The organism is Mycobacterium sp. E136 (genome assembly GCF_001666865.1).
In the GTDB taxonomy this organism is placed as follows: Bacteria; Actinomycetota; Actinomycetes; order Mycobacteriales; family Mycobacteriaceae; genus Mycobacterium.
This window is the reverse complement of record NZ_LZJE01000036.1, coordinates 1-18,969: the sequence shown is the minus strand read 5'-3', so window position 1 is coordinate 18,969 and position 18,969 is coordinate 1. Positions and strand designations below refer to the sequence as shown.

The window sequence follows — 18,969 nt, the reverse complement described above, 5'->3', positions numbered from 1 at the left end:
TACTGGGTATGCATCGCCAAATGGCGCATTCGCAATGGCACGCGCGTGTCGCCGCCGCCGATTGGGACGCCGTCGTCACCGAACTCGACGCCACCGGCGGCGTCCTGCTTCCACGCCTACTGACCAAGCCCGAGAGCGCCGCGCTGAAGCGCCTCTACATCGACGACGAGAGCTTCCGTTCGACCGTCGACATGGCCCGCCACCGCTTCGGCGAGGGCGAGTACCGCTACTTGCGCGAGCCCTACCCCGAACCGGTCCAAGCGCTCAGGCGGGCGCTGTATCCGCGGCTCCTCCCGATCGCGCGGGACTGGTGGGCCCGATTGGGCCGCCCCGCGCCTTGGCCCGACCAATTCGACGACTGGCTCGACATCTGCCACGCCGCCGGCCAGACCAAATCGACCGCGCTCATGCTCAAATACGGACCCGGTGACTGGAATGCGCTGCACCGAGACCTCTACGGCGATCTGGTGTTTCCGCTACAGGTCGTGATCAACCTCAGCGAACCGGGCGTCGACCACACCGGTGGTGAGTTCCTGTTGGTCGAACAACGCCCCCGCGCTCAGTCGCGCGGCACATCGACCCTGCTGCCCCACGGGCGCGGCTACGTCTTCACCACCCGGGAGCGGCCGTGCGGTCGGCGCGCGGATGGTCCGCCGCGCCGGTACGGCACGGGGTGTCGGTGGTGCGCTCCGGAGAGCGATACACGCTCGGGCTCATCTTCCACGACGCCGCATGAACCGATCGATGCAGCGGGTAGCTCAGCGTCGCCGCAACACGATCACGTTGTCGGCCCACTGCGCGGTCTCGCCGTCCGGGGTCGTCACGTCACGCACCGGTTTGCGGATCTCGGCCGGATCCCATTCGGAATCAGGGAGATTCAGCGCTGCGACCACCTCCTCGGGCGGCGTGAACGTGTGGTGGTGGTCATGGAGCTCCGACAGCCACGGCGGCGGCGACCCGTGGTCGACGATCAGCAGGAGCCCGCCCGGACGGACCGCCCGTGCCGCGGCGCCGAAGATCGCCGTCCGGTCGAGCGGGAAAGTGGAGTGCAGGAACTGCGCGTTCACCAGATCGAACTCGCCCTCGGGGAAACTGTCCAAGAGGTCGTGCTGTGCGAAGTCGATGCGGTCGGCGACCCCGCGCGCGGCGGCGTCTTCGGCGGCGCGCTGCAAGGCGGTTTCTGCGATGTCGACGGCGAGGACCCGCCATCCCCGTTCGGCGAGCCACATCGCGTCCCCGCCCTCGCCGCTGCCCAGGTCCAGCGCGGTCCCGGGCTCGAGGTTCGAGGTGACCTCAACGAGGCGAACGTTCGGCCGCCCGCTCCAGATCCGGTCCTGCGAGCTGTAGCGCTCTTCCCAATGTTGTTTGGCGTCAGGCGTTGACATATCCACTCCCTTCCAGCACGACCGCCGGGAAATCCTCCTCCATCAGGCTCTGCACGACGGCGGCGGCCGCGGCCGAGCCGGACGCCACCGCGGTGGCCACCTGCGGCATCTGGGCGACCACATCACCGGCGGCGAAAACCCGTTGCGCACTGGTCCGATACAGAGCATCGACCTGAACCGGGTTTGGCGCCAGCGGCGTCGGCTCCGCCGCAGCGGCGCCCAGTTGCTCGGCGAGCGGTGACCGCTGGTGCAACGTCGTCGCCACCAGAAGACCCTTGCGCGGCAACCGGTCGCCGTCGGCGAACACGATGGCCGTCAGATCTCCTGCCGCGGAATCCAATTCGGCTACCGGCCGCTCATCGATCATCACACCCGCCGCGGCCAGCCGTTCACGCTGCGCGTCATCGAGATCGGCCGGACCATCGGTCAGCAGAATGACGTCGTCGCTCCAGAGACGCAACAGCAGCGACGAATGCACCGCGCGCTCACCACGCGCCAGCACCGCCAGAGGCTGATCGCGCACTTCCCATCCGTGGCAGAACGGGCAGTGAAACACCGACCGTCCCCACAGCTCCGCCAGCCCAGGCAGTGACGGCGGCCGGTACTCCATACCGGTGGCCAACAACACCCGCCTGGTCCGCTCGACCCGGCCGTCGTCCATCCGCAGGACCAACCCGTTCTCGGCTCGCTCACCGGCGACGATGTCGCCCGCCACGACCTCCACGGACGGATACGCCGACAATTCTTCGCGGCCCAACGCGTACAGTTCCGCGGGCGGTCGGCCGTCATGGCCCAGCAGCCCGCCGATGCCATGCGCGGCCAGGTTGCTCTGCGCACCCGCATCGACCAGCAGTGTGCGGCGCCGGGCCCGGCCGAGCACCAATGCGGCGCTCAACCCGGCGGCACCGCCGCCGACGATCACGCAATCCCAATCTTTGTCCATACGACCACCTTGCATTCGCTTCACCCAGGATGCCAAGCTCTATTGCCATGCAGGCAAACGATGAGGACGGCGTCGACGCCCGGGTGCGCCGCAGACTGCGCGAACTGCGCACCCGGCACGGCCTGACCCTCGAAGAGGTCGCCCGGCGCTCGAACATCGACGTGTCGACGCTGAGCCGGCTGGAATCCGGCAAGCGCCGCCTCGCCCTGGACCACCTGCCGAGACTGGCCGCAGCGCTGTCGGTCAGCACCGACGAACTGCTTCGCGCCCCGGAAGCCGAGGATCCGCGGGTGCGCAGCGGATCTCACACCGCACACGGGATCACCTACTGGCCGCTGACCCGACAGGCCGCAGGCGGTCTACACGCGTTCAAGATCCGGATCAGTGCCCGGCGCCGCAACCCGCCCACCGAACTCCCCGTGCACGAGGGCCAGGACTGGATGTACGTACTGTCCGGTCAGCTGCGTCTGATCCTCGGCGAACGGGACTTCACCGTGAAACCCGGTGAGGCGGTGGAATTCTCGACATGGACACCCCACTGGTTCGGCGCGGTCGACGGCCCGGTCGAGGCCATCACCATCTTCGGGCCGCACGGCGAGCGGCTCCACTTACACGACTAGTCCAGGTACGCCGTCTGATTGACCAGCCGCACCGATGCCGCACCGTCGGGATAGAACTCGGCGATCGACAACGACGCGAGGTCGAGGTGCAGGCGGTACAGGATGTTCGGGCCCCCGTCGAGCGCCATCCGCAGCAGCGTCTTGATCGGCGTCACGTGCGACACCACCAGCACCGTCTCCCCCGCATGCTCGGTGATGATCCGCGCCCGGGCCCTTCCGACCCGCTCGGCCGCGGAATCGAAGCTCTCACCCTCCGGGGGCGCCAGGGAAGTATCGCGCAGCCAGCGCCGGTGCAGATCCGGATCCCGTTCCGCTGCTTCGGTGAACGTCAGACCCTCCCACGCTCCGAAATCGGTCTCGATCAGATCGTCGTCCACGGTGACGTCGAGCCCCAGCACCTTGGCCGCCGCCGCCGCGGTGTCGTAGGCGCGCTGCAACGGCGACGTGACGACCGCTGCGACGCCGCCCCGCTGCCCGAGGTACTGCGCGGCGGCTTCGGCCTGACGACGCCCGAGGTCGGTCAGCGCCGGGTTGCCGCGTCCCGAATACCGACGGTCGACAGACAATTCGGTCTGGCCGTGGCGGAGCAACAGCAACCGCGTCGGCGCACCCCGCGCACCGCTCCACGCGGTGGGGTTCGACGCCTGATGCGGCTTGGATTCCTCCCCACTCGTGGGCATTTCGGCCGCCGCGTCCATCGCCTCGTTGGCCAACCGGTCGGCGTGGCTGTTCTCCGCGCGCGGAATCCACTGATAGGTCACGCGGTCGAACCGGGCCGCCAGCGCCGTGGCCTGCTGGTGCAGAGGCGCGATGTCCGGGTGCTTGACCTTCCACCGGCCAGACATCTGCTCCACCACCAGCTTCGAGTCCATCAACACGTCGACCTCGGTGGCACCCAGGCTCGCCGCCTCGCTCAACCCGGCGATCAGGCCCCGGTACTCGGCGACGTTGTTGGTGGCGCGCCCGATCGCTTCCTTGCTCTCGGCGAGCACCGCGCCGTGGTCGGCCGACCACACCACCGACCCGTAGCCGGCCGGCCCGGGGTTCCCGCGCGAACCGCCGTCCGCCTCGACGATCACCTTCACGCGCCGAACCCCTTGACCCGCAACAGGATCGCACCGCATTCGGGGCAACGGAGCACCTCGTCGTCGGCCGCCGCGGAGATCCGCGCCAACTCCCCCTTGTCGATCTCGATCCGGCACGCGCCGCACCGGCGGCCCTGCAACTGACCAGCACCCGCGCCGCCGCGGGCGCGCTGGCGTTCGTAGAGCCCCACCAGATCGGCGTCGAGCGCCGCGACCAGCTCATCGCGCCGCGACAGGCTCTGGTGACGATGCTGATCCAATTCGGAGCGCACCTCATCGCAGGCGGTCTGCGCGACGCCCAGATCGTGCTGCAGGTCGTCGATCTTCGTCAAAGCCTCTTGTTGGTCGCGCTGCAACTCCTCGCGCCGCTCCATCACCTCGAGCTGAGAATCCTCCAGCGCGGCCTGCCTGCGCTCCAACGTGTCGAGTTCGTGCTGCAACTCGGTGAGCTGTTTGGCATCCACCGACCCGCCCGCGAGCAGCTTTCGGTCCCGCTCCTCGCGCTGGCGCACCGAGTCGATCTCGGATTCGAACTTGGCGACCTGCGCGTCGAGATCCTCGATGGCGATCTGCAGTGCGGCCAGCCGGTCGTTGGCCTCCCGGTGTGCGGCTTGAACCTCCTCGAGCCGACGCTGTTCGGCGAGGTTCTTCACCCGGTGCTCGAGGCGAGCGAGGGTGGCATCGAGTTCGGCCAACTCGAGTAGCGACTGTTGTTGTCCTACGTCAGCTTTCATACTCAACTTTCGACGTTCCATGGATCGGTGCGCACATCCGAGACCCGCACGGGCAGTGCGTCACCGAAGTGCGCCCGCAGCAGGTCCGCGGCCTGGCCGCACCACGGGTACTCGCTGGCCCAGTGCGCGACGTCCACGAGCGCGACTTCGGAGGCGCGTCGATGTTCGTCGGCGGGATGGTGCCGCAGATCCGCCGTCACGTACGCGTCGACACCGGTGCGGGCGACGAGGCCGAGCAGCGAGTCCCCCGCTCCGCCGCACACCGCGACCCGCGACACCTGCGCGTCCGGATCGCCGGCGGCGCGCACCCCCCAGGAGGTGGCGGGCAGCGCCCGACGCACGCGGGACACAAACGCCGACAACGGTTCCGGGCGGTCCAGCACCCCGATCCGCCCCGGGCCCGCATTACCCGGGATCGGTGCGAGCGCGAAGACGTCGAATGCGGGTTCCTCATAGGGATGCGCCCCCCGCATCGCGGCCAGCACATGACCGCGCAATCGTGCGGGGGCGATGACCTCCACCCGGTCCTCGGGAACGTGTTCGACGGATCCCACGCTGCCGATCGCCGGTGACGCGCCGTCGTGCGGCAGGAACTGCCCCGTGCCGGTCGTGGTCCAGCAGCAGTGCGAGTAGTCGCCGATGCGGCCGGCGCCCGCGGCGAACATGGCCTCCCGCAGCGCCTCGGAGTTCTCGGCGGGTACGAAGACGACCCACTTGTCGAGGTCGGATTCCGCGCTCGCGGGGGCCAGCACCTCTTCGACGGTCAGCCCGAGCGTCTCGGCCAGCGCGTCGGAAACGCCGGGTGACGCGGAGTCGGCATTGGTATGGGCGGTGAACAGCGCCCGTCCGCTGCGAATCAGCCGGTGGATCAGGGCGCCCTTGGCGGTGCTGGCCGCCACGGTGTCGACCCCGCGCAGCAGAAGGGGGTGATGCGCGAGCAGCAGGCCCCGGTCGGGCACCTCCGCGACGACGTCGGCGGTGGCGTCGACGGCCACCGTCACCGTCTCGACCGTCTCCGACGGGTCCCCGCAGACCAGGCCGACCGAATCCCAGTCCTGCGCCAACTCCGGCGGATACGCCGCCTCCAACACGTCGATGATGTCGCCGAGACACGCGCTCATCGCAGCGCCTCGGTCATCGCCTCGACCAGCACCGGCCATTCGGGCCGGACCGCCGCGCGCAGGAACTGGCCGCCGTCGAGCCCGACGAACGTGTCGCAGCGGCGCACCGCAATGCCTTTGCGGTCCAGATATTTTCGCATCAGTTCGGCATCCGGCACGGAGAACAGGACGAAGGGGGCCGAACCGCAGACGACATGCACGCCGATGCTAGTCAATCCGGCCACCATCTCGGCGCGCACCTCCGTCAGGCGCCGGGCGGCACGGTCGGCCTCGGCCACCGCCTCCGGCGAGTTGCACGCGGCGATGGCCTCCAATTGCAGCGTGCCCAGTGGCCAGTGCGGCCGGCGCGCCGTCAGCCGCACCAGCACCTCGGACGGGCCGAGCGCGTAGCCGACCCGCAGCCCCGCCAGCGCCCACGTCTTGGTCAGACTGCGCAGCACCACGACGTCGGGCAGCGCCTCGCCGGCCAGCGATTCGGGTTCACCGGGTATCGCGTCGGCGAACGCCTCGTCGACCACCACGATGCGGCCCGGGCGCCGCAGCGCGCGCACCTGCTCGCGGGTGTGCAGCACTCCGGTCGGATTCGTCGGGTTCCCCACGACGACGAGGTCCGCGTCGTCGGGCACCGCGTCCGCGCGAAGGGTGTACGGCGGTTGGAACACCACGTGGGTGAAGGGGACCCCGGCCGCGGCCAGCGCCGCCTCCGGTTCGGTGAACGACGGCGCGATCAGCACGGCCCGCCGGGGTCGCAGGTCGGCCAGGCGCGCGAAGCCCTCGGCGGCGCCCGCCAGCAGCGCGACCTCGTCGACGGGACGGCCGTGCCTGCGCGCGACCGCCTCGAGCGCGCGCTGCTCGTCGGCGGCGCCCGGATACCTGCCCAACTCGCTCAGCCGGGCCGCCAGGCGGTCGACCAGCCACGACGGCGGCGCGTCGGTGCGGACGTTGACGGCGAAGTCCAGCATCCCGGGCGCGACGGCCTGGTCGCCGTGGTAGCGCGCGGCAGCGCGCGAAGGACTCGCCACAGCACGACACTAGTGCGCCGACCGGCGGAGTTCTGCGATCGGGGAGAATGGACGCGTGACCGACACGCTGTCGACCGGCCTGTCCACCGGCCCGTCCCCCGCAACCGAGGCGACCCGCCCCGAACTGGTGATCTTCGACCTCGACGGCACCCTGACCGACTCGGCGCAGGGCATCGTCTCGAGCTTTCGCCACGCGCTGGGATCCGTGGGCGCCAAGGTGCCCGATGGCGACCTCGCCACGATGATTGTCGGCCCGCCGATGCACCACACGCTGGGGCGCCTCGGCCTCGGGGCGAAGACCGACGAGGCGATCGCGGCCTACCGCGCCGACTACGTCGACCGCGGCTGGGCGATGAACGAGGTCTTCGACGGCATCCCGGCGCTGCTCGCCGACCTGCGCGCGGCCGGTGTGCGGCTGGCCGTCGCCACCTCTAAGGCCGAGCCGACCGCCCAGCGGATCCTCGCGCACTTCGGCCTCGCCGACTGCTTCGAGGTGATCGCCGGCGCGAGTGTCGACGGCTCGCGCGCCCGCAAGGTCGACGTCGTCGCCCACGCGTTGACCCAACTGGGCACCGTGCCCGAGCGGACCCTCATGGTCGGCGACCGGTCACATGACGTCGAAGGCGCCGCCGCACACGGAATCGACACCGTGATCGTCGGGTGGGGCTACGGCAAGGGCGATTTCGACGAGCCCGACGCCGCCGCGCCGGCCGCGCACGTCGCGACGGTTGCGGACCTGCGTGAGGTGTTGGGTGTCTGAACTGCTGCACGTGACGTTCGTCTGCTCGGGCAACATCTGCCGGTCGCCGATGGCCGAGAAGATGTTCGCCCATCAGATCTCGGAGCGCGGCCTGGGCCATGTGGTCCGGGTGACCAGCGCGGGCACCGGCGGTTGGCACGCGGGTGAACCCGCCGACCGCAGGGCCACGCACGTGTTGCGCGAGCACGGGTATCCGACCGCGCATCGCGCCGCGCAGGTCAACGAGGATCACATGTCCGCCGACCTGGTGATCGCGCTGGGCCGCAACCACGTTCGGATGCTCAACGACCTTGGTGTGCCCGCCGACCGGATCCGGATGCTGCGGTCGTTCGATCCGCGATCGGGCGCCCATGCGCTGGACGTCGAGGACCCCTACTACGGCGACCACGCCGACTTCGAGGACGTCTTCGCCGTCATCGAGGCGTCGCTGCCCGGCCTGCACAAATGGGTCGACGCGCAACTCGCCGGCAGGGGGCTCGCCAGCTGATGCGCCGGTGGACGTTCCTGCTGCGGCCGTCATGGCTGGCGTTGTTCGTCGTGGTGGCGGGCTTCGCCTACCTGTGCTTCACGGTGCTGGCGCCGTGGCAGCTGGGCAAGAACTCCAAGACCTCGCGCGAGAACGCGCAGATCTCGCATTCGCTGAAGGCCGATCCCGTACCGCTCACTTCTCTACTGCCAGAGCAAGATTCGGCGGCACCGGAGGACCAGTGGCGACGCGTCACGGCGAGCGGGCGCTATCTGCCCGAGGGGCAGGTGCTCGCGCGGCTGCGCATGGTCGAAGGTGAACCCGCGTTCGAGGTGCTCGTGCCGTTCGCGGTCGACGGCGGGCCGACCGTCCTGGTCGACCGCGGATACGTCCGGCCGATACAGGCTTCGGGCGTGCCCGAGATCCCGCCGGCGCCGGACGGTACGGTCACCATCGCCGCGCGGCTGCGCGACTCCGAGGGGCTGGCCCAGGGCAAGGAGCCGTTCCGCCAGGACGGCATCCAGCAGGTGTACTCGATCAACACCGGACAGATCTCGTCGCTCACCGGTATCCCGCTGGCCGGTTCGTATCTGCAGTTGGAGCCCGACCAGCCGGGTGGGCTCGGCGCGATCCCGCTGCCCCACCTCGACGCCGGACCGTTCCTGTCGTACGGCATCCAGTGGATCGCGTTCGGCATCATCGCGCCGATCGGGCTGGGCTACTTCATCTACGCCGAGGTGCGCCAGCGCAGGCTGGAGAAGGCCGCACGGGAGGCGGCGCAAGCCAAGCCCGACGCGCCGCTCAGCACGGAGGACAAGCTCGCCGACCGGTACGGCCGGCGGCGCTGAGCCCGATCGCGGCCAACGCCGCGGCCCCCTGAACCGCCCGCGACAACCGCGCGGCCCGCCGCAGATCGGCGGCCTGCGGCGGCGGACCGTCGCCGAGGGTGGGGCGGATCTCGAGTTCGTGGGCGTACTGCGTCGGCCCGCCGAGCCGCACCCCCAGCGCCCCCGCGAAGGCCGCCTCCGCGACACCCGCGTTCGGGCTGGGATGGCGTCGCGCGTCGCGCTTCCACGCGCGCAGGGCCGCGACCGGCGAGCCGCCCACCACCGGTGCACACACGGCCGCCAGCACCGCGGTCACCCGCGCGGCGAGATAGTTCGCGGCGTCGTCGAAACGCGCTGCCGCCCAACCGAACCGCCGGTAGCGAGGCGACTTGTGGCCGATCATCGCGTCGAGGGTGTTCGCGCCGCGGTACACCAGGACACCGGGGACCCCGCCGACCGCCGCCCACAGCAGCGGCGCCACGTGCGCGTCGGAGGTGTTCTCCGCGACCGACTCGAGCGCAGCCCGCGCAAGTCCCGCCTCGTCGAGCACCGACGGGTCGCGTCCACACAATGAGGGCAGCAGGCGGCGGGCCGCGTCGACGTCGCCCCGCTCGAGGTGACCCGCCATCTGGTTTCCGGCGCGGGCCAGGGAGGTCCCGCCCAGTGCGACGAACACCGACGCGGCGGTGGTGACGACGACCGACGCAGCGCCCCGCCGCGACGCCCGCTCCGCCGCGATTCCGAGCAGCGAGAGCGTGCCGAGCAGGGCGGCGGTATACAGCGCGCCCGCCGCGCGGTCGTCGGCGTAGGTGCGACGCTCCAAAGCCGCTGCCGCACCGCCGAAGAGCGCTACGGGGTGTCCGCGACGGGGATCGCCGAACACCCGGTCGGCGGCATATCCGGCCGCAATCCCCACTGCGCGCGGGCGTGAGGTCTGCGCAAACACTCCGCGAGCGTCTCACAAGGTGATCTACTCGAACGCATGAGGTTCGGGCCACCGCGCCGCCCGAGGCGCGTCGTCGATCTGCTCAATCCCGCGGCTGTGCTGGCACCGGCGGCCAACGTGATCATGCAGTTGACCTCGCCTGGGGTGGGTTATGGGGTGCTCGAGAGCCCGGTCGACAGCGGCAATGTCTACAAGCATCCGTTCAAGCGGGCCCGCACCACCGGCACATATCTCGCGGTGGCGACGATGGGCACCGAGAGCGATCGCAGGCTGATCCGCGACGAGGTCGACCGCGTGCACGCGCTGGTGCGATCCACTCCGTCAAGCCCGGTGTCGTACAAGGCTTTCGACCCTCGGTTGCAGTTGTGGGTGGCCGCCTGCCTGTACCGCTACTACGTCGACCAGCACGAGTTCTTGTACGGCCCGCTCGACGACGAGGCGGCCGACGCGATCTACCACGACGCGAGGAAGCTGGGCACCACGCTGCAGGTGCGCGAGGACATGTGGCCGCCGGACCGCGCCGCGTTCGACGAATACTGGAAACGCTCGCTGGACGAACTGCGCATCGACGAACCGGTGCGTGAGCATCTGCACGGGGTGGCTGCGATGGTGTTCCTGCCCGCTCCGCTGCGGCTGCTGGCGGGCCGGTTCAACCTGTTCGCGACGACCGGCTTCCTGCCTCAGGAGTTCCGTGAGCACATGCAGCTGCCGTGGTCGGGCCGTCAGCAGCGCAGGTTCGAGACACTGTTGACCGGGCTGCGCGTCGTCGACCGCGTCGTCCCGCGCGATGTCTGGCTTCTCGGCTACCGGTTGTACCTCTGGGATATGCGGACCCGGGCGCGCCTCGGCAGGCGAGTCGTGTGAACCGATCAGAAAATCAGGAGGCACCATGCCCTTTCCGTCACTGAACCACGTCGCCCTGACGGTGCGTGACCTCGCGGTCAGCGCGCCGTGGTACCAGGAACTGATCGGGGAGGAACCGGCCCTCGACGAACACACCGACACCGGATTCCGCCATGTGGTGTGGCAATTCGACAACGGCACGCTGTTCGGCATCCACGAACACGACCGGTCGGTGCCCGACGAGCAGTTCACCGAATTCCACTCGGGTCTCGACCATGTCGGCTTCGGGTGCGCGAGCCGCAGCGAGCTCGAGGGCTGGGTGGAGCGCTTCGACAAGCTCGGTGTCGAACACGGGGACATCGTGGATGCGCCGTACGGTTCGGGGCTCAGCTTCCGCGACCCCGACGGCATCGCGCTGGAGTTCTTCGCTCCGCCGAGCTAATTGGCAGCCATCTCGGAGAATTCGCGCTGGATCTCGTCGTTCTCGCGGGCGGTCATCAGCGATACCGCCACGGCGACCGCGAGGCACGCGATAAATCCGGGGACGATCTCGTACATCGCGCTCGACAGCGCCTCGATCTGACCCCAGATGCCGACCACCACCGCGCCGGCGATCATGCCGGCGATCGCACCGGCCGAGGTGAGCTTGCGCCAGAACAGCGACAGGATGATCAGCGGTCCGAACGCGGCGCCGAAGCCGGCCCACGCGAAGCCGACGAGATCGAGGATCGTGTCATCGGGGTTGAGTGCCAACAGGACCGCGACCACCGCGACCGTCAGGACCCCGAGCCGACCGTAGGTGACCAGCCTCGTCGGATTGGCCTCCTTGCCGAACGCCCGGTAGATGTCTTCGACGAGTGCCGACGAGCACACGATGAGCTGCGAGGAGATCGTCGACATGATGGCCGCCAGCACCGCTGCGAGCACGATCCCGGCGACCAGCGGATGGAACATCGCCTGCGCCAGGCGCAGGAACACGGTTTCGGGATTGTCCAGCGTCACACCCTCTTTGAAGAAGTACGCCAGGCCCACGAAGCCGGTGGTGATCGCACCCACCGAGGTGAGGACCATCCAGCTGATACCGATGCGACGACCGGCCTTGGCATCGGCGGACGAGCGCATCGCCATGAACCGGACGATGATGTGCGGCTGGCCGAAGTAGCCGAGTCCCCACGCCGCCGCCGAGACGATGGCGAGGAAGCTTCCCCCGAAGAACAGTGACGTGCGGTGCATTTCGTCACCGGGATCCGCGGCGTTGTGCGCGGCGTCCGCGGCACGAACCAGATCGACCACCTCGCCCGGCCCGCCGGTGACGATGATCGCGGCGATGGGGATCGTGACCAGCGCGGCCAACATCAGCAGCCCCTGCGCGACATCGGTGAGTGAGGCACCGAGGAAACCGCCGAACAGCGTGTAGCACAGGGTGACTCCCGCGACCAGCAGCATGCCCGTCAGATAGGACGAACCGAACGACGACTCGAAGAACACACCGCCGGCGACCATGCCGGAGGACACGTAGAACGTGAAGAAGACCAGGATGATGGTGCCCGCCGAGATCCGCAGGACATGGGACTTGTCGCGCAGCCGGTTCTCGAAGAAGCTCGGCACGGTGATCGAGTTGTTGGCGATCTCGGTGTAGGTCCGCAGCCGCGGCGCAACGAATTTCCAGTTCAGCCAGGCGCCGATCACCAGGCCGATCACGATCCACGACTCGAGCAGACCGGACGCATAGATCGCGCCGGGGACCCCGAGTAGCAGCCATCCGGACATGTCGGAGGCGCCGGCCGAAAGGGCGGCGACGGTCGGAGGGAGCCTGCGTCCACCGAGCATGTAGTCGTCGAGGTCGCTGGTCTGCCGGTAGGCGTAGAAGCCGATCGCGAGCATCACGGCGAAGTACAGACCGATCGCCAGCATCTGGAACGCGGTGTCGGATATGGGTCGTCTCGTTCCGTCGAAGGGACCTGCGGGCCATCCGATCGTATGAGAAATCTGGTGGGCGCGGACGGTATCGGCAGTCGTCGCACCTGCATGCCAACCGTGTCGGCGCGCGCCTCCGGATCACGCCCGCGAAAGCTAATTGCCCCGCCCGGGTGTCAGTCCAGTGCTAGCGTTCAGACATCCGGATTCATCCGGGTTCACGACGGGGGCTGGACATGTCCGCAGGCAATCAAGATTGGTCCAAGCCAGCCGCGATGGCCATCCCTGAAGAGGGTTACTTCGAGCTCAAACAGGGTCGTTACGGTCCAGTGTTCCCCCGGACGCCGGCATGCTACGGCTTCTCGATCATCGCGAAGGTCAAAGAAGGCCGTGAAGAAGCTGTCCGCGCCTACGGCAAGACCATCGAGGAGACGATCGCGGCCAGTCCCGATGCGCTGGCCCCGCTTCGTCTGCATTACCTGCGTTGGCAACTTTTCGACGTCGGCTCAGGACTGCATTTCCAATACCAAGGCATCTTCGACACCGACTTCGATAAGTACACCGAGGATGCCGTCCAGCTGTTCAGCGCCACGGGTATCACGACCGTGTTCACCAACCTCGAAGGGTTCCCCGAGGACTGGAAGGAAAATCCGGAATCGTTCGTGAAATTCGTTCGTGAACACCAGGTTCCGAGTTTCCTCGAGTATGGCGAGTACCCATTTGTGACCGCCGACGAGATCAAGAAGGCGCTGCGGCTCAAAGCCGCGTTCTCCACCATGCTCGATCAGATGCAGTAGCTGCCGTGGGCACGTCCGACCCTCTGGTCGCGGTCAGCCGCTATGTCGAAGCGTTCAACCGCGGCGACATCGCCGGCATGGAATCGATGTTCGACTCCGAGGGTGTGATTTTGGACGGCATGGCGCCGCACGTCTGGTTGGGTCCGTCAGCCACCCAAACTTGGTACCGCGACGTGCTGATCGAAGGCGAACATCAGGGCGCGTCCGGCTACGCCGTCACCCTCGGCGAACCGCGGCATCACGCAGTAACCGGTGATCGCGCCTACCTCGCGATGCCGGCGACGATGACCATCAGCCTCAAGGGCACCACGGTGACGCAGACGGGCGCATTTTTCACAGCCGCCCTTCGCCGCGTGGGAAACGACTGGCGCATCACCGCCTGGTCATGGACGAAAGGCACGCAGCAGCAGTGACATCGACAACCAGTGCACTCGAACTCGACGACATTCAGCACATCCTGCTGACCCGCACTCCGGCTATCACCGGACGGTACGAATTCCTCACATTCGACACGCCCGCAAGCGGGCGCGCCTACGTCAGCGCGCTGCTTGACAAGGTCCAATCCGCCGCCGATGTCCGTACCACGATGGACACGTCGAACCGCTGGGTCACCCTGGCCTTCACCTGGCAGGGCTTGCGCGCACTGGGAGTTCCTGAGGACTCACTGGCCACGTTTCCTGATGCGTTCCGTGAGGGCATGGCGGCTCGTGCCGGCATCCTGGGTGACACGGGCGCGGCCGCACCGCAGCACTGGCTCGGCGGGCTCGCGGGCGACGATCTGCATGCCATTGCGATCCTGTTCTCGCGGACCGACGAGCAGTACCGAGTGTCTATCGCCAACCACGATGCACTCTTGGCAAGCTTGGACGGCGTACGCAGCCTCTCGCACTTGGACCTGAACGCGACTCCGCCGTTCAACTACGCGCACGATCACTTCGGCTTCCGCGACCGGTTGTCGCAGCCGGTGATGAAGGGCTCCGGCGAGGAACCGACGCCGGGGTCCGGTGCGCCCTTGGCGCCAGGCGAATTCATTCTCGGTTATCCCGACGAGAACGGCCCCGTCGCTGATCTCCCCCAGCCCGAGGCGTTGTCGCGCAACGGCAGCTATATGGCCTACCGCCGGCTCGAGGAACACGTCGGCACGTTCCGTGACTATTTGCGCGCGAACTCAAAAGACGCCGACGAAGAAGAACTTCTTGCAGCGAAGTTCATGGGCCGCTGGCGAAGCGGCGCCCCGCTTGTCCTCGCGCCTGCCAAGGATGATCCCGAACTCGGCGCCGATCCGATGCGCAACAACGACTTCAACTACAAAGAGATGGATCCGTTCGGATACGCGTGCCCGCTCGGATCGCACGCGAGACGACTCAATCCCCGGGACACGGCCCACTACATGAACCGCCGGCGGATGATCCGCCGTGGCGCGACCTATGGCCCCGCGTTAGCCGAGGGCGCGCCCGACGATGGTGTCGAACGTGGTATCGCCGCGTTCATCATCTGCGCCGACCTGGTGCGGCAGTTCGAGTTCGCCCAAAACGTCTGGATGAACGACAAAACCTTCCACGAACTCGACAACGAACACGACCCTATCGCCGGGACGCAGGACGGCACATTGGACTTCACCGTGCCGAAGCGCCCCATCCGCAAGGTGCACAAGGGAATCCCGGCGTTCACCACGCTGCGAGGTGGGGCCTACTTCTTTCTGCCCGGTATGGGCGGCTTGAGGTACCTGGCAACGCTGGGAGAAACATCATGACCACTGCCCGCACTTACAATCAAGGGCACGTCGCGCGCGCGCATGACGGCCGCCGACGGATCAGCATCTACTGGACGTGGAGCTACCCGTGGGAAGCACAGCGTAGTCCCCGCGAGATGTACAACCGCTTTTCCACCATGACAGAAGTGCGAAACGCGTTGTGGCCCAACTACGAGACGGTCGAGTACGACGAAGCCCACTTCCTGCAGGGCATCGCCGGAACTCTGGAACTGTTCCACCGGTCGACGCTGGCCTTCCAAGATCTCGCCGGTGAGGCGACCGGCCATCCTGTGGCGGTGTTCCAGCGCATCGATCAAGCCGGCTATCAGCTGCCGATCGACGAACGCATCCTCGCCGACACCGACACACTGATGGTTTTCGGTCTCGACCACATCTTGTCGGAACAGGAGGCGACCGCTGACGAGATAGCCGCCATCAGGCAGTGGTTGCAGCGGGAGGGCACCTGCCTGCTGCTGGCGCCGCACCACGACGTCGGCTTCACCGACGACTTCGACCAGCGCGCCGTGGAATTCGCCCACCACGGCGACCCGCTGGTACCCCGCCAACAGCGGTTCGGCCAGTACACCCGCTCGCTGATGAAGGCGCTCGGCGTACCGGTCCACAACACGTGGGGTTTACGCCCGGCAGTTGTCGAGGGCACCCGGGAGATTGCCCCGCTGAACGGATTTCGTGATCTTGACACCGCCCGACTGCTCGACAGCGTGACGACCTTCAACTTCCACCCCCACCTACCGCACTACGAACTCACCGCACCCGAGAGTGACGGCCTGAGAGTGCTGGGGAGACAACGCGTGGACCCCACTAGACCGCACCCGTTCACCTCCGAGGGCAAAACCGAATTCAATGCCCTGATTTGGATGCCACCTGCGGGTGAGCGAGCCGGCGACATCGTGCTGATCGACTCGACACACTTCACCACCCTCTTCGGCGGCACCGATAGCCTGCGCAATCTCTGGCACAATCTAGCCACCATGAAGTAAACGACCATGCAGATATTGGCCGGATGACCGGCCAGTTTGAAGTCCTCGAGAGGGCCGTTCCCGTTGCGACGCTTGTCTTCGTCGTGTCGAGCATGATCGCAATGGGGCTTGGGCTCAAGATCGCGCAACTAGCGGCTCCGCTGAAGAATCCTCGCTTGGTGACGATGTCGGTGCTGGTCAACTTCGTCGCGGTGCCCGCTGGCGCGATCGCGATCACCCGGATACTGCGACTCGACGAGCCCTTCAGCATCGGGTTGCTATTGCTGGGTGTGGCTGCCGGCGCTCCGTTTCTCCCCAAGCTCGCCGAGATCGCCCACGGAAACTTGGCGTTCGCGGTCGCCCTGATGGTGTTGCTGATGATCGTTACGGTGGGCTATCTGCCGCTGGTGTTGCCCTTGCTGCTGCCAGGCGTCTCGGTTGACCCGGCGAGAATCGCGCGATCGCTCGTCGTGTTGATGCTTCTACCCTTGGCGATCGCGCTTGGCATCAACGCGAAGTGGCCCGCTGTCGCCGCGCGCGCGAAACCGCTGTTCGACCGGTTGTCCAGCCTCGGCCTTGTACTCGTCGTGGTGCTGTTGGTGGTGGTGAACTTCGGCAAGGTGCTTTCCGTCTTTGGCACCCGCGCCATCCTGGCCGGCTTGCTGTTCATCGCACTTGGATACGTCGTGGGATGGGCGGCAGGAGGGACAGGCGCTGACACCCGCGTCGTGCTGGGGCTGGGAACAGCCCAGCGCAATATCGCCGCGGCGCTCGTGGTCGGCGGCCAGAGCTTCAGCGACCCCAGCGTCGTGGTCATGGTGGTCGTCGTCGCGATAACGAGTCTCCTGGTCCTCCTGCCGTTGTCGCGCTTCATGGCCAGACGAAGTCAGTCGCCGGAAGTGACCACGTGACCGTGAGCGAAAGAAGGGTGGGCGCGGACGGTATCGAACCGCCGACCGCTGGTGTGTAAAACCAGAGCTCTACCACTGAGCTACGCGCCCTTGCAGGGCAAGCTACACGGCCATGACCTGCGACAGGAAATTCGTCAGCCGGAGCGCAGCGCCGCCAGCGCGTCAGTCCACAGCGCCTGGTCCCGGGCCTCCCCCGGCTGCTTCATCTCGGCGAAGCGGATGATTCCCTCGCGGTCGACGACGAACGTCCCGCGATTGGCGATCCCGGCGTCCTCGTTGAACACGCCGTACGCCGACGCCACCGCGCCGTGCGGCCAGAAGTCGGACAGCACCGGGAACGTGAACCCGCTCTCGGTCGCCCACACCTTGTGGGTGGGCGGCGGCCCCACCGAGATCGCCAGTGTCACGGTGTCGTCGTTCTCGTACTCGGGCAGCCGGTCGCGGATCTCGTCGAGCTCACCCTGGCAGATGCCGGTGAACGCCAGCGGGAAGAACACCAGAAGCACGTTCTTCGAGCCGCGAAAGCTGCTCAGCGTGACGGGCTGACCGTTCTGGTCCTTGAGCGTGAAGTCGGGCGCTTCCGCGCCGACCGCGATCACCCTCTCCTCCCGGCGGCCTTCGACTTCGGCTGCACCAGCCGCGTGCCGATCCAGTCGCCGAGGTTGGCCGAGGACGTCTGCATCAGTCCGGCGGTGGGCGCCGACTCGGCGATCTCGGCCGGTTGGACGTGGCCGGGCTTGCCGGTCTTCGGGGTCACCACCCAGATGACGCCGTCGTCGGCCAGCGGGGTGATGGCGTCCATCAGCGCATCCACGAGGTCTCCGTCGTCGTCGCGCCACCAGAGCAGCACGACGTCGATGACCTCGTCGGCATCTTCGTCGAGCAGCTCACCGCCGCACGCTTCCTCGATGTCGGCTCGGATGTCGTCGTCGACGTCCTCGTCCCAGCCCAGTTCCTGTACAACCTGATCTTTTTGGATGCCCAGTCTGTGGGCGTAGTTCGGGGCGTCATCCGCCGCGACCACGGTCGGTCCTCCTTCAGCCGGCTCGGGCGCACAATGCGCTCGGCGTTATCTTGCGCCCTATCGTCGCACGAAGCACTATGCCCGCACGTGACTGGCGGCAAGGTTGGTCAATTATCAACGTTGGTCAATACGCCGCGTCGCAAAGGTTGAGCGCGGTGGTCTTGGTGTCGTTGAGCCGGGTGATCGCGTCGTTGAACTCGTCGGGACCGTAGTTGCCCGCGATCGCGGTGGCCACGTCCCTGGCGGAGTCCACCCAGCCGTTCAGCGCGTCCTTGAGTTCGGGGCCCACCGTATCGGCGATGCTGCGCGCGACCATATCGGCGCTGTGGTTCAGGGCATCGCTCGCAGGCCGCGCCTTGGCCGGCACATCGCTGGCGTTCCGGTTGACCGCGTCAACGTAAGCGTTGACCGCGGTGATCGCGTCGACGCTGGTCGAGCTCAGCGTCTCGCACGACGAGTGGATCGCCTCCTTGGTGATCGACGACTGCCGTTCGGACTCCCTGGCGCTGGAACTGGCGGCCGACTCCTCGAGAGACGCCGTCACCGACGCCCGGTACACCGGCGCCTCGGCCCTGTCGACCTGTGCGGAGCCCTTGGTGACGCTGCTGCAGCCGACGACGATCATGGCTGCGGCGGCCGACAGGCCGACCACGAGTGCACCGATCCGCAGCGGTTTCTGCACCAGCGGGGTTGCCGACTGGAATGAACCGGCGATCGACAGAGCGACCCGGTAACGTCTGCAGCCGTGGTGATTGGTGCGCTGGTGCAGAAACCGCTGCGGATCGGTGCACTCGTGGTCGGCCTGTCGGCCGCCGCAGCCATGATCGTCGTCGGC

22 protein-coding genes, 1 tRNA gene and 1 pseudogene are annotated in these 18,969 nt (G+C 67.7%); 12 read left to right on the top strand and 12 right to left on the bottom strand.

Features of this window, described 5'->3' with window-relative positions; translation table 11 throughout:
• The first annotated feature begins 20 nt into the window (after nt 1–20).
• Nucleotides 21–736, top strand: a pseudogene (locus A5698_RS02715) (2OG-Fe(II) oxygenase).
• A gap of 22 nt (nt 737–758) precedes the next feature.
• Here A5698_RS02715 and A5698_RS02710 read toward each other — a convergent pair.
• Both A5698_RS02710 and A5698_RS02705 read right to left on the bottom strand, forming a co-directional pair.
• Nucleotides 759–1,385, bottom strand: coding sequence for an SAM-dependent methyltransferase (locus A5698_RS02710; protein WP_068292994.1), 627 nt, complete (start codon nt 1,383–1,385; stop codon nt 759–761).
• Nucleotides 1,372–2,328 carry an NAD(P)/FAD-dependent oxidoreductase gene (locus tag A5698_RS02705; protein ID WP_068292990.1) on the bottom strand — a complete coding sequence of 319 codons (957 nt, stop codon included), beginning with the start codon at nt 2,326–2,328 and terminating at the stop codon, nt 1,372–1,374. Before A5698_RS02705 ends, A5698_RS02710 begins: the two co-directional genes overlap by 14 nt.
• A 47-nt stretch (nt 2,329–2,375) precedes the next feature.
• On the opposite strand from A5698_RS02705, the gene A5698_RS02700 reads away from it, so the two are divergent.
• Nucleotides 2,376–2,948 (top strand): helix-turn-helix domain-containing protein, encoded by a 573-nt coding sequence (locus A5698_RS02700; RefSeq protein ID WP_068292987.1) that lies wholly within the window; start codon nt 2,376–2,378, stop codon nt 2,946–2,948.
• Here A5698_RS02700 and A5698_RS02695 read toward each other — a convergent pair.
• From A5698_RS02695 to cobC, 4 genes are read right to left on the bottom strand one after another with little or no spacing between them, the layout of a single operon-like run.
• Nucleotides 2,945–4,033 (bottom strand): bifunctional RNase H/acid phosphatase, encoded by a 1,089-nt coding sequence (locus A5698_RS02695; RefSeq protein WP_068292984.1) that lies wholly within the window; start codon nt 4,031–4,033, stop codon nt 2,945–2,947. The two genes, A5698_RS02700 and A5698_RS02695, sit on opposite strands and share 4 nt — an antisense overlap.
• A complete protein-coding gene (locus A5698_RS02690; RefSeq protein WP_068292981.1) occupies nt 4,030–4,767 on the bottom strand; it encodes a zinc ribbon domain-containing protein in 738 nt (245 codons plus the stop codon). The genes A5698_RS02695 and A5698_RS02690 overlap by 4 nt, the downstream gene beginning before the upstream one ends.
• A gap of 2 nt (nt 4,768–4,769) precedes the next feature.
• Entirely contained in the window at nt 4,770–5,888 is a 1,119-nt protein-coding gene (locus A5698_RS02685; protein ID WP_068292979.1) for a Nif3-like dinuclear metal center hexameric protein, read from the bottom strand.
• On the bottom strand, nt 5,885–6,910 hold the full coding sequence (cobC, locus tag A5698_RS02680) for an Rv2231c family histidinol phosphate aminotransferase CobC (protein WP_068292974.1): 1,026 nt from the start codon (nt 6,908–6,910) through the stop codon (nt 5,885–5,887). The genes A5698_RS02685 and cobC overlap by 4 nt, the downstream gene beginning before the upstream one ends.
• Before the next feature lie 55 nt (nt 6,911–6,965).
• On the opposite strand from cobC, the gene A5698_RS02675 reads away from it, so the two are divergent.
• Genes A5698_RS02675 through A5698_RS02665 form a run of 3 tightly spaced genes read left to right on the top strand, consistent with a single transcriptional unit; the run spans nt 6,966 to nt 8,984 of the window.
• Nucleotides 6,966–7,670, top strand: coding sequence for an HAD-IA family hydrolase (locus A5698_RS02675; RefSeq protein ID WP_502688863.1), 705 nt, complete (start codon nt 6,966–6,968; stop codon nt 7,668–7,670).
• Entirely contained in the window at nt 7,663–8,157 is a 495-nt protein-coding gene (locus tag A5698_RS02670) for a low molecular weight protein-tyrosine-phosphatase (RefSeq protein ID WP_068292971.1), read from the top strand. The genes A5698_RS02675 and A5698_RS02670 overlap by 8 nt, the downstream gene beginning before the upstream one ends.
• A complete protein-coding gene (locus tag A5698_RS02665) occupies nt 8,157–8,984 on the top strand; it encodes an SURF1 family cytochrome oxidase biogenesis protein (RefSeq protein ID WP_068292969.1) in 828 nt (275 codons plus the stop codon). Before A5698_RS02670 ends, A5698_RS02665 begins: the two co-directional genes overlap by 1 nt.
• Here the strand turns inward: A5698_RS02665 and A5698_RS02660 are convergent.
• On the bottom strand, nt 8,938–9,909 hold the full coding sequence (locus A5698_RS02660; RefSeq protein ID WP_068292965.1) for a cobalamin biosynthesis protein: 972 nt from the start codon (nt 9,907–9,909) through the stop codon (nt 8,938–8,940). The two genes, A5698_RS02665 and A5698_RS02660, sit on opposite strands and share 47 nt — an antisense overlap.
• 36 nt (nt 9,910–9,945) lie before the next feature.
• Here A5698_RS02660 and A5698_RS02655 point away from each other — a divergent pair, with 36 nt between their 5' ends.
• A complete protein-coding gene (locus tag A5698_RS02655) occupies nt 9,946–10,773 on the top strand; it encodes an oxygenase MpaB family protein (RefSeq protein ID WP_068292961.1) in 828 nt (275 codons plus the stop codon).
• A gap of 25 nt (nt 10,774–10,798) precedes the next feature.
• Entirely contained in the window at nt 10,799–11,194 is a 396-nt protein-coding gene (locus A5698_RS02650) for a VOC family protein (RefSeq protein ID WP_068292956.1), read from the top strand.
• Here the strand turns inward: A5698_RS02650 and putP are convergent.
• Nucleotides 11,191–12,687 carry a sodium/proline symporter PutP gene (putP, locus tag A5698_RS02645; protein WP_068292953.1) on the bottom strand — a complete coding sequence of 499 codons (1,497 nt, stop codon included), beginning with the start codon at nt 12,685–12,687 and terminating at the stop codon, nt 11,191–11,193. The two genes, A5698_RS02650 and putP, sit on opposite strands and share 4 nt — an antisense overlap.
• 218 nt (nt 12,688–12,905) lie before the next feature.
• Between putP and A5698_RS02640 the strand changes: the two genes are divergently transcribed.
• From A5698_RS02640 to A5698_RS02620, 5 genes are read left to right on the top strand one after another with little or no spacing between them, the layout of a single operon-like run.
• Nucleotides 12,906–13,466 (top strand): hypothetical protein, encoded by a 561-nt coding sequence (locus tag A5698_RS02640; protein ID WP_068292949.1) that lies wholly within the window; start codon nt 12,906–12,908, stop codon nt 13,464–13,466.
• Between the two features lie 5 nt (nt 13,467–13,471).
• A complete protein-coding gene (locus tag A5698_RS02635; protein ID WP_068292946.1) occupies nt 13,472–13,879 on the top strand; it encodes a YybH family protein in 408 nt (135 codons plus the stop codon).
• A complete protein-coding gene (locus tag A5698_RS02630; RefSeq protein WP_068292944.1) occupies nt 13,876–15,219 on the top strand; it encodes a Dyp-type peroxidase in 1,344 nt (447 codons plus the stop codon). The genes A5698_RS02635 and A5698_RS02630 overlap by 4 nt, the downstream gene beginning before the upstream one ends.
• Entirely contained in the window at nt 15,216–16,220 is a 1,005-nt protein-coding gene (locus A5698_RS02625; RefSeq protein WP_068292941.1) for a hypothetical protein, read from the top strand. Before A5698_RS02630 ends, A5698_RS02625 begins: the two co-directional genes overlap by 4 nt.
• A 23-nt stretch (nt 16,221–16,243) precedes the next feature.
• Nucleotides 16,244–17,110 carry a bile acid:sodium symporter family protein gene (locus A5698_RS02620; RefSeq protein WP_068292938.1) on the top strand — a complete coding sequence of 289 codons (867 nt, stop codon included), beginning with the start codon at nt 16,244–16,246 and terminating at the stop codon, nt 17,108–17,110.
• Nucleotides 17,111–17,128: 18 nt separating this feature from the next.
• Here A5698_RS02620 and A5698_RS02615 read toward each other — a convergent pair.
• The 4 genes from A5698_RS02615 to A5698_RS02600 form a co-directional block, all read right to left on the bottom strand.
• Nucleotides 17,129–17,200, bottom strand: a tRNA-Val gene (locus A5698_RS02615).
• Nucleotides 17,201–17,244: 44 nt separating this feature from the next.
• A complete protein-coding gene (locus A5698_RS02610) occupies nt 17,245–17,709 on the bottom strand; it encodes a peroxiredoxin (protein ID WP_068292935.1) in 465 nt (154 codons plus the stop codon).
• Nucleotides 17,706–18,134 carry a DUF3052 domain-containing protein gene (locus A5698_RS02605; protein WP_067087880.1) on the bottom strand — a complete coding sequence of 143 codons (429 nt, stop codon included), beginning with the start codon at nt 18,132–18,134 and terminating at the stop codon, nt 17,706–17,708. Before A5698_RS02605 ends, A5698_RS02610 begins: the two co-directional genes overlap by 4 nt.
• 124 nt (nt 18,135–18,258) lie before the next feature.
• Nucleotides 18,259–18,759, bottom strand: coding sequence for an Rv2240c family protein (locus tag A5698_RS02600; protein ID WP_068293144.1), 501 nt, complete (start codon nt 18,757–18,759; stop codon nt 18,259–18,261).
• Nucleotides 18,760–18,969 lie beyond the last annotated feature (210 nt).

Bases quoted from the DNA above. Each gene is read 5' to 3' on its own strand.
- A5698_RS02710 (WP_068292994.1), bottom strand. From the start codon at position 1,385: ATGTCAACGCCTGACGCCAAACAACATTGGGAAGAGCGCTACAGCTCG.
- A5698_RS02705 (WP_068292990.1), bottom strand. From the start codon at position 2,328: ATGGACAAAGATTGGGATTGCGTGATCGTCGGCGGCGGTGCCGCCGGG.
- A5698_RS02700 (WP_068292987.1), top strand. From the start codon at position 2,376: ATGCAGGCAAACGATGAGGACGGCGTCGACGCCCGGGTGCGCCGCAGA.
- A5698_RS02690 (WP_068292981.1), bottom strand. From the start codon at position 4,767: ATGAAAGCTGACGTAGGACAACAACAGTCGCTACTCGAGTTGGCCGAA.
- A5698_RS02685 (WP_068292979.1), bottom strand. From the start codon at position 5,888: ATGAGCGCGTGTCTCGGCGACATCATCGACGTGTTGGAGGCGGCGTAT.
- A5698_RS02665 (WP_068292969.1), top strand. From the start codon at position 8,157: ATGCGCCGGTGGACGTTCCTGCTGCGGCCGTCATGGCTGGCGTTGTTC.
- A5698_RS02655 (WP_068292961.1), top strand. From the start codon at position 9,946: ATGAGGTTCGGGCCACCGCGCCGCCCGAGGCGCGTCGTCGATCTGCTC.
- A5698_RS02650 (WP_068292956.1), top strand. From the start codon at position 10,799: ATGCCCTTTCCGTCACTGAACCACGTCGCCCTGACGGTGCGTGACCTC.
- A5698_RS02640 (WP_068292949.1), top strand. From the start codon at position 12,906: ATGTCCGCAGGCAATCAAGATTGGTCCAAGCCAGCCGCGATGGCCATC.
- A5698_RS02625 (WP_068292941.1), top strand. From the start codon at position 15,216: ATGACCACTGCCCGCACTTACAATCAAGGGCACGTCGCGCGCGCGCAT.
- A5698_RS02620 (WP_068292938.1), top strand. From the start codon at position 16,244: ATGACCGGCCAGTTTGAAGTCCTCGAGAGGGCCGTTCCCGTTGCGACG.
- A5698_RS02600 (WP_068293144.1), bottom strand. From the start codon at position 18,759: ATGATCGTCGTCGGCTGCAGCAGCGTCACCAAGGGCTCCGCACAGGTC.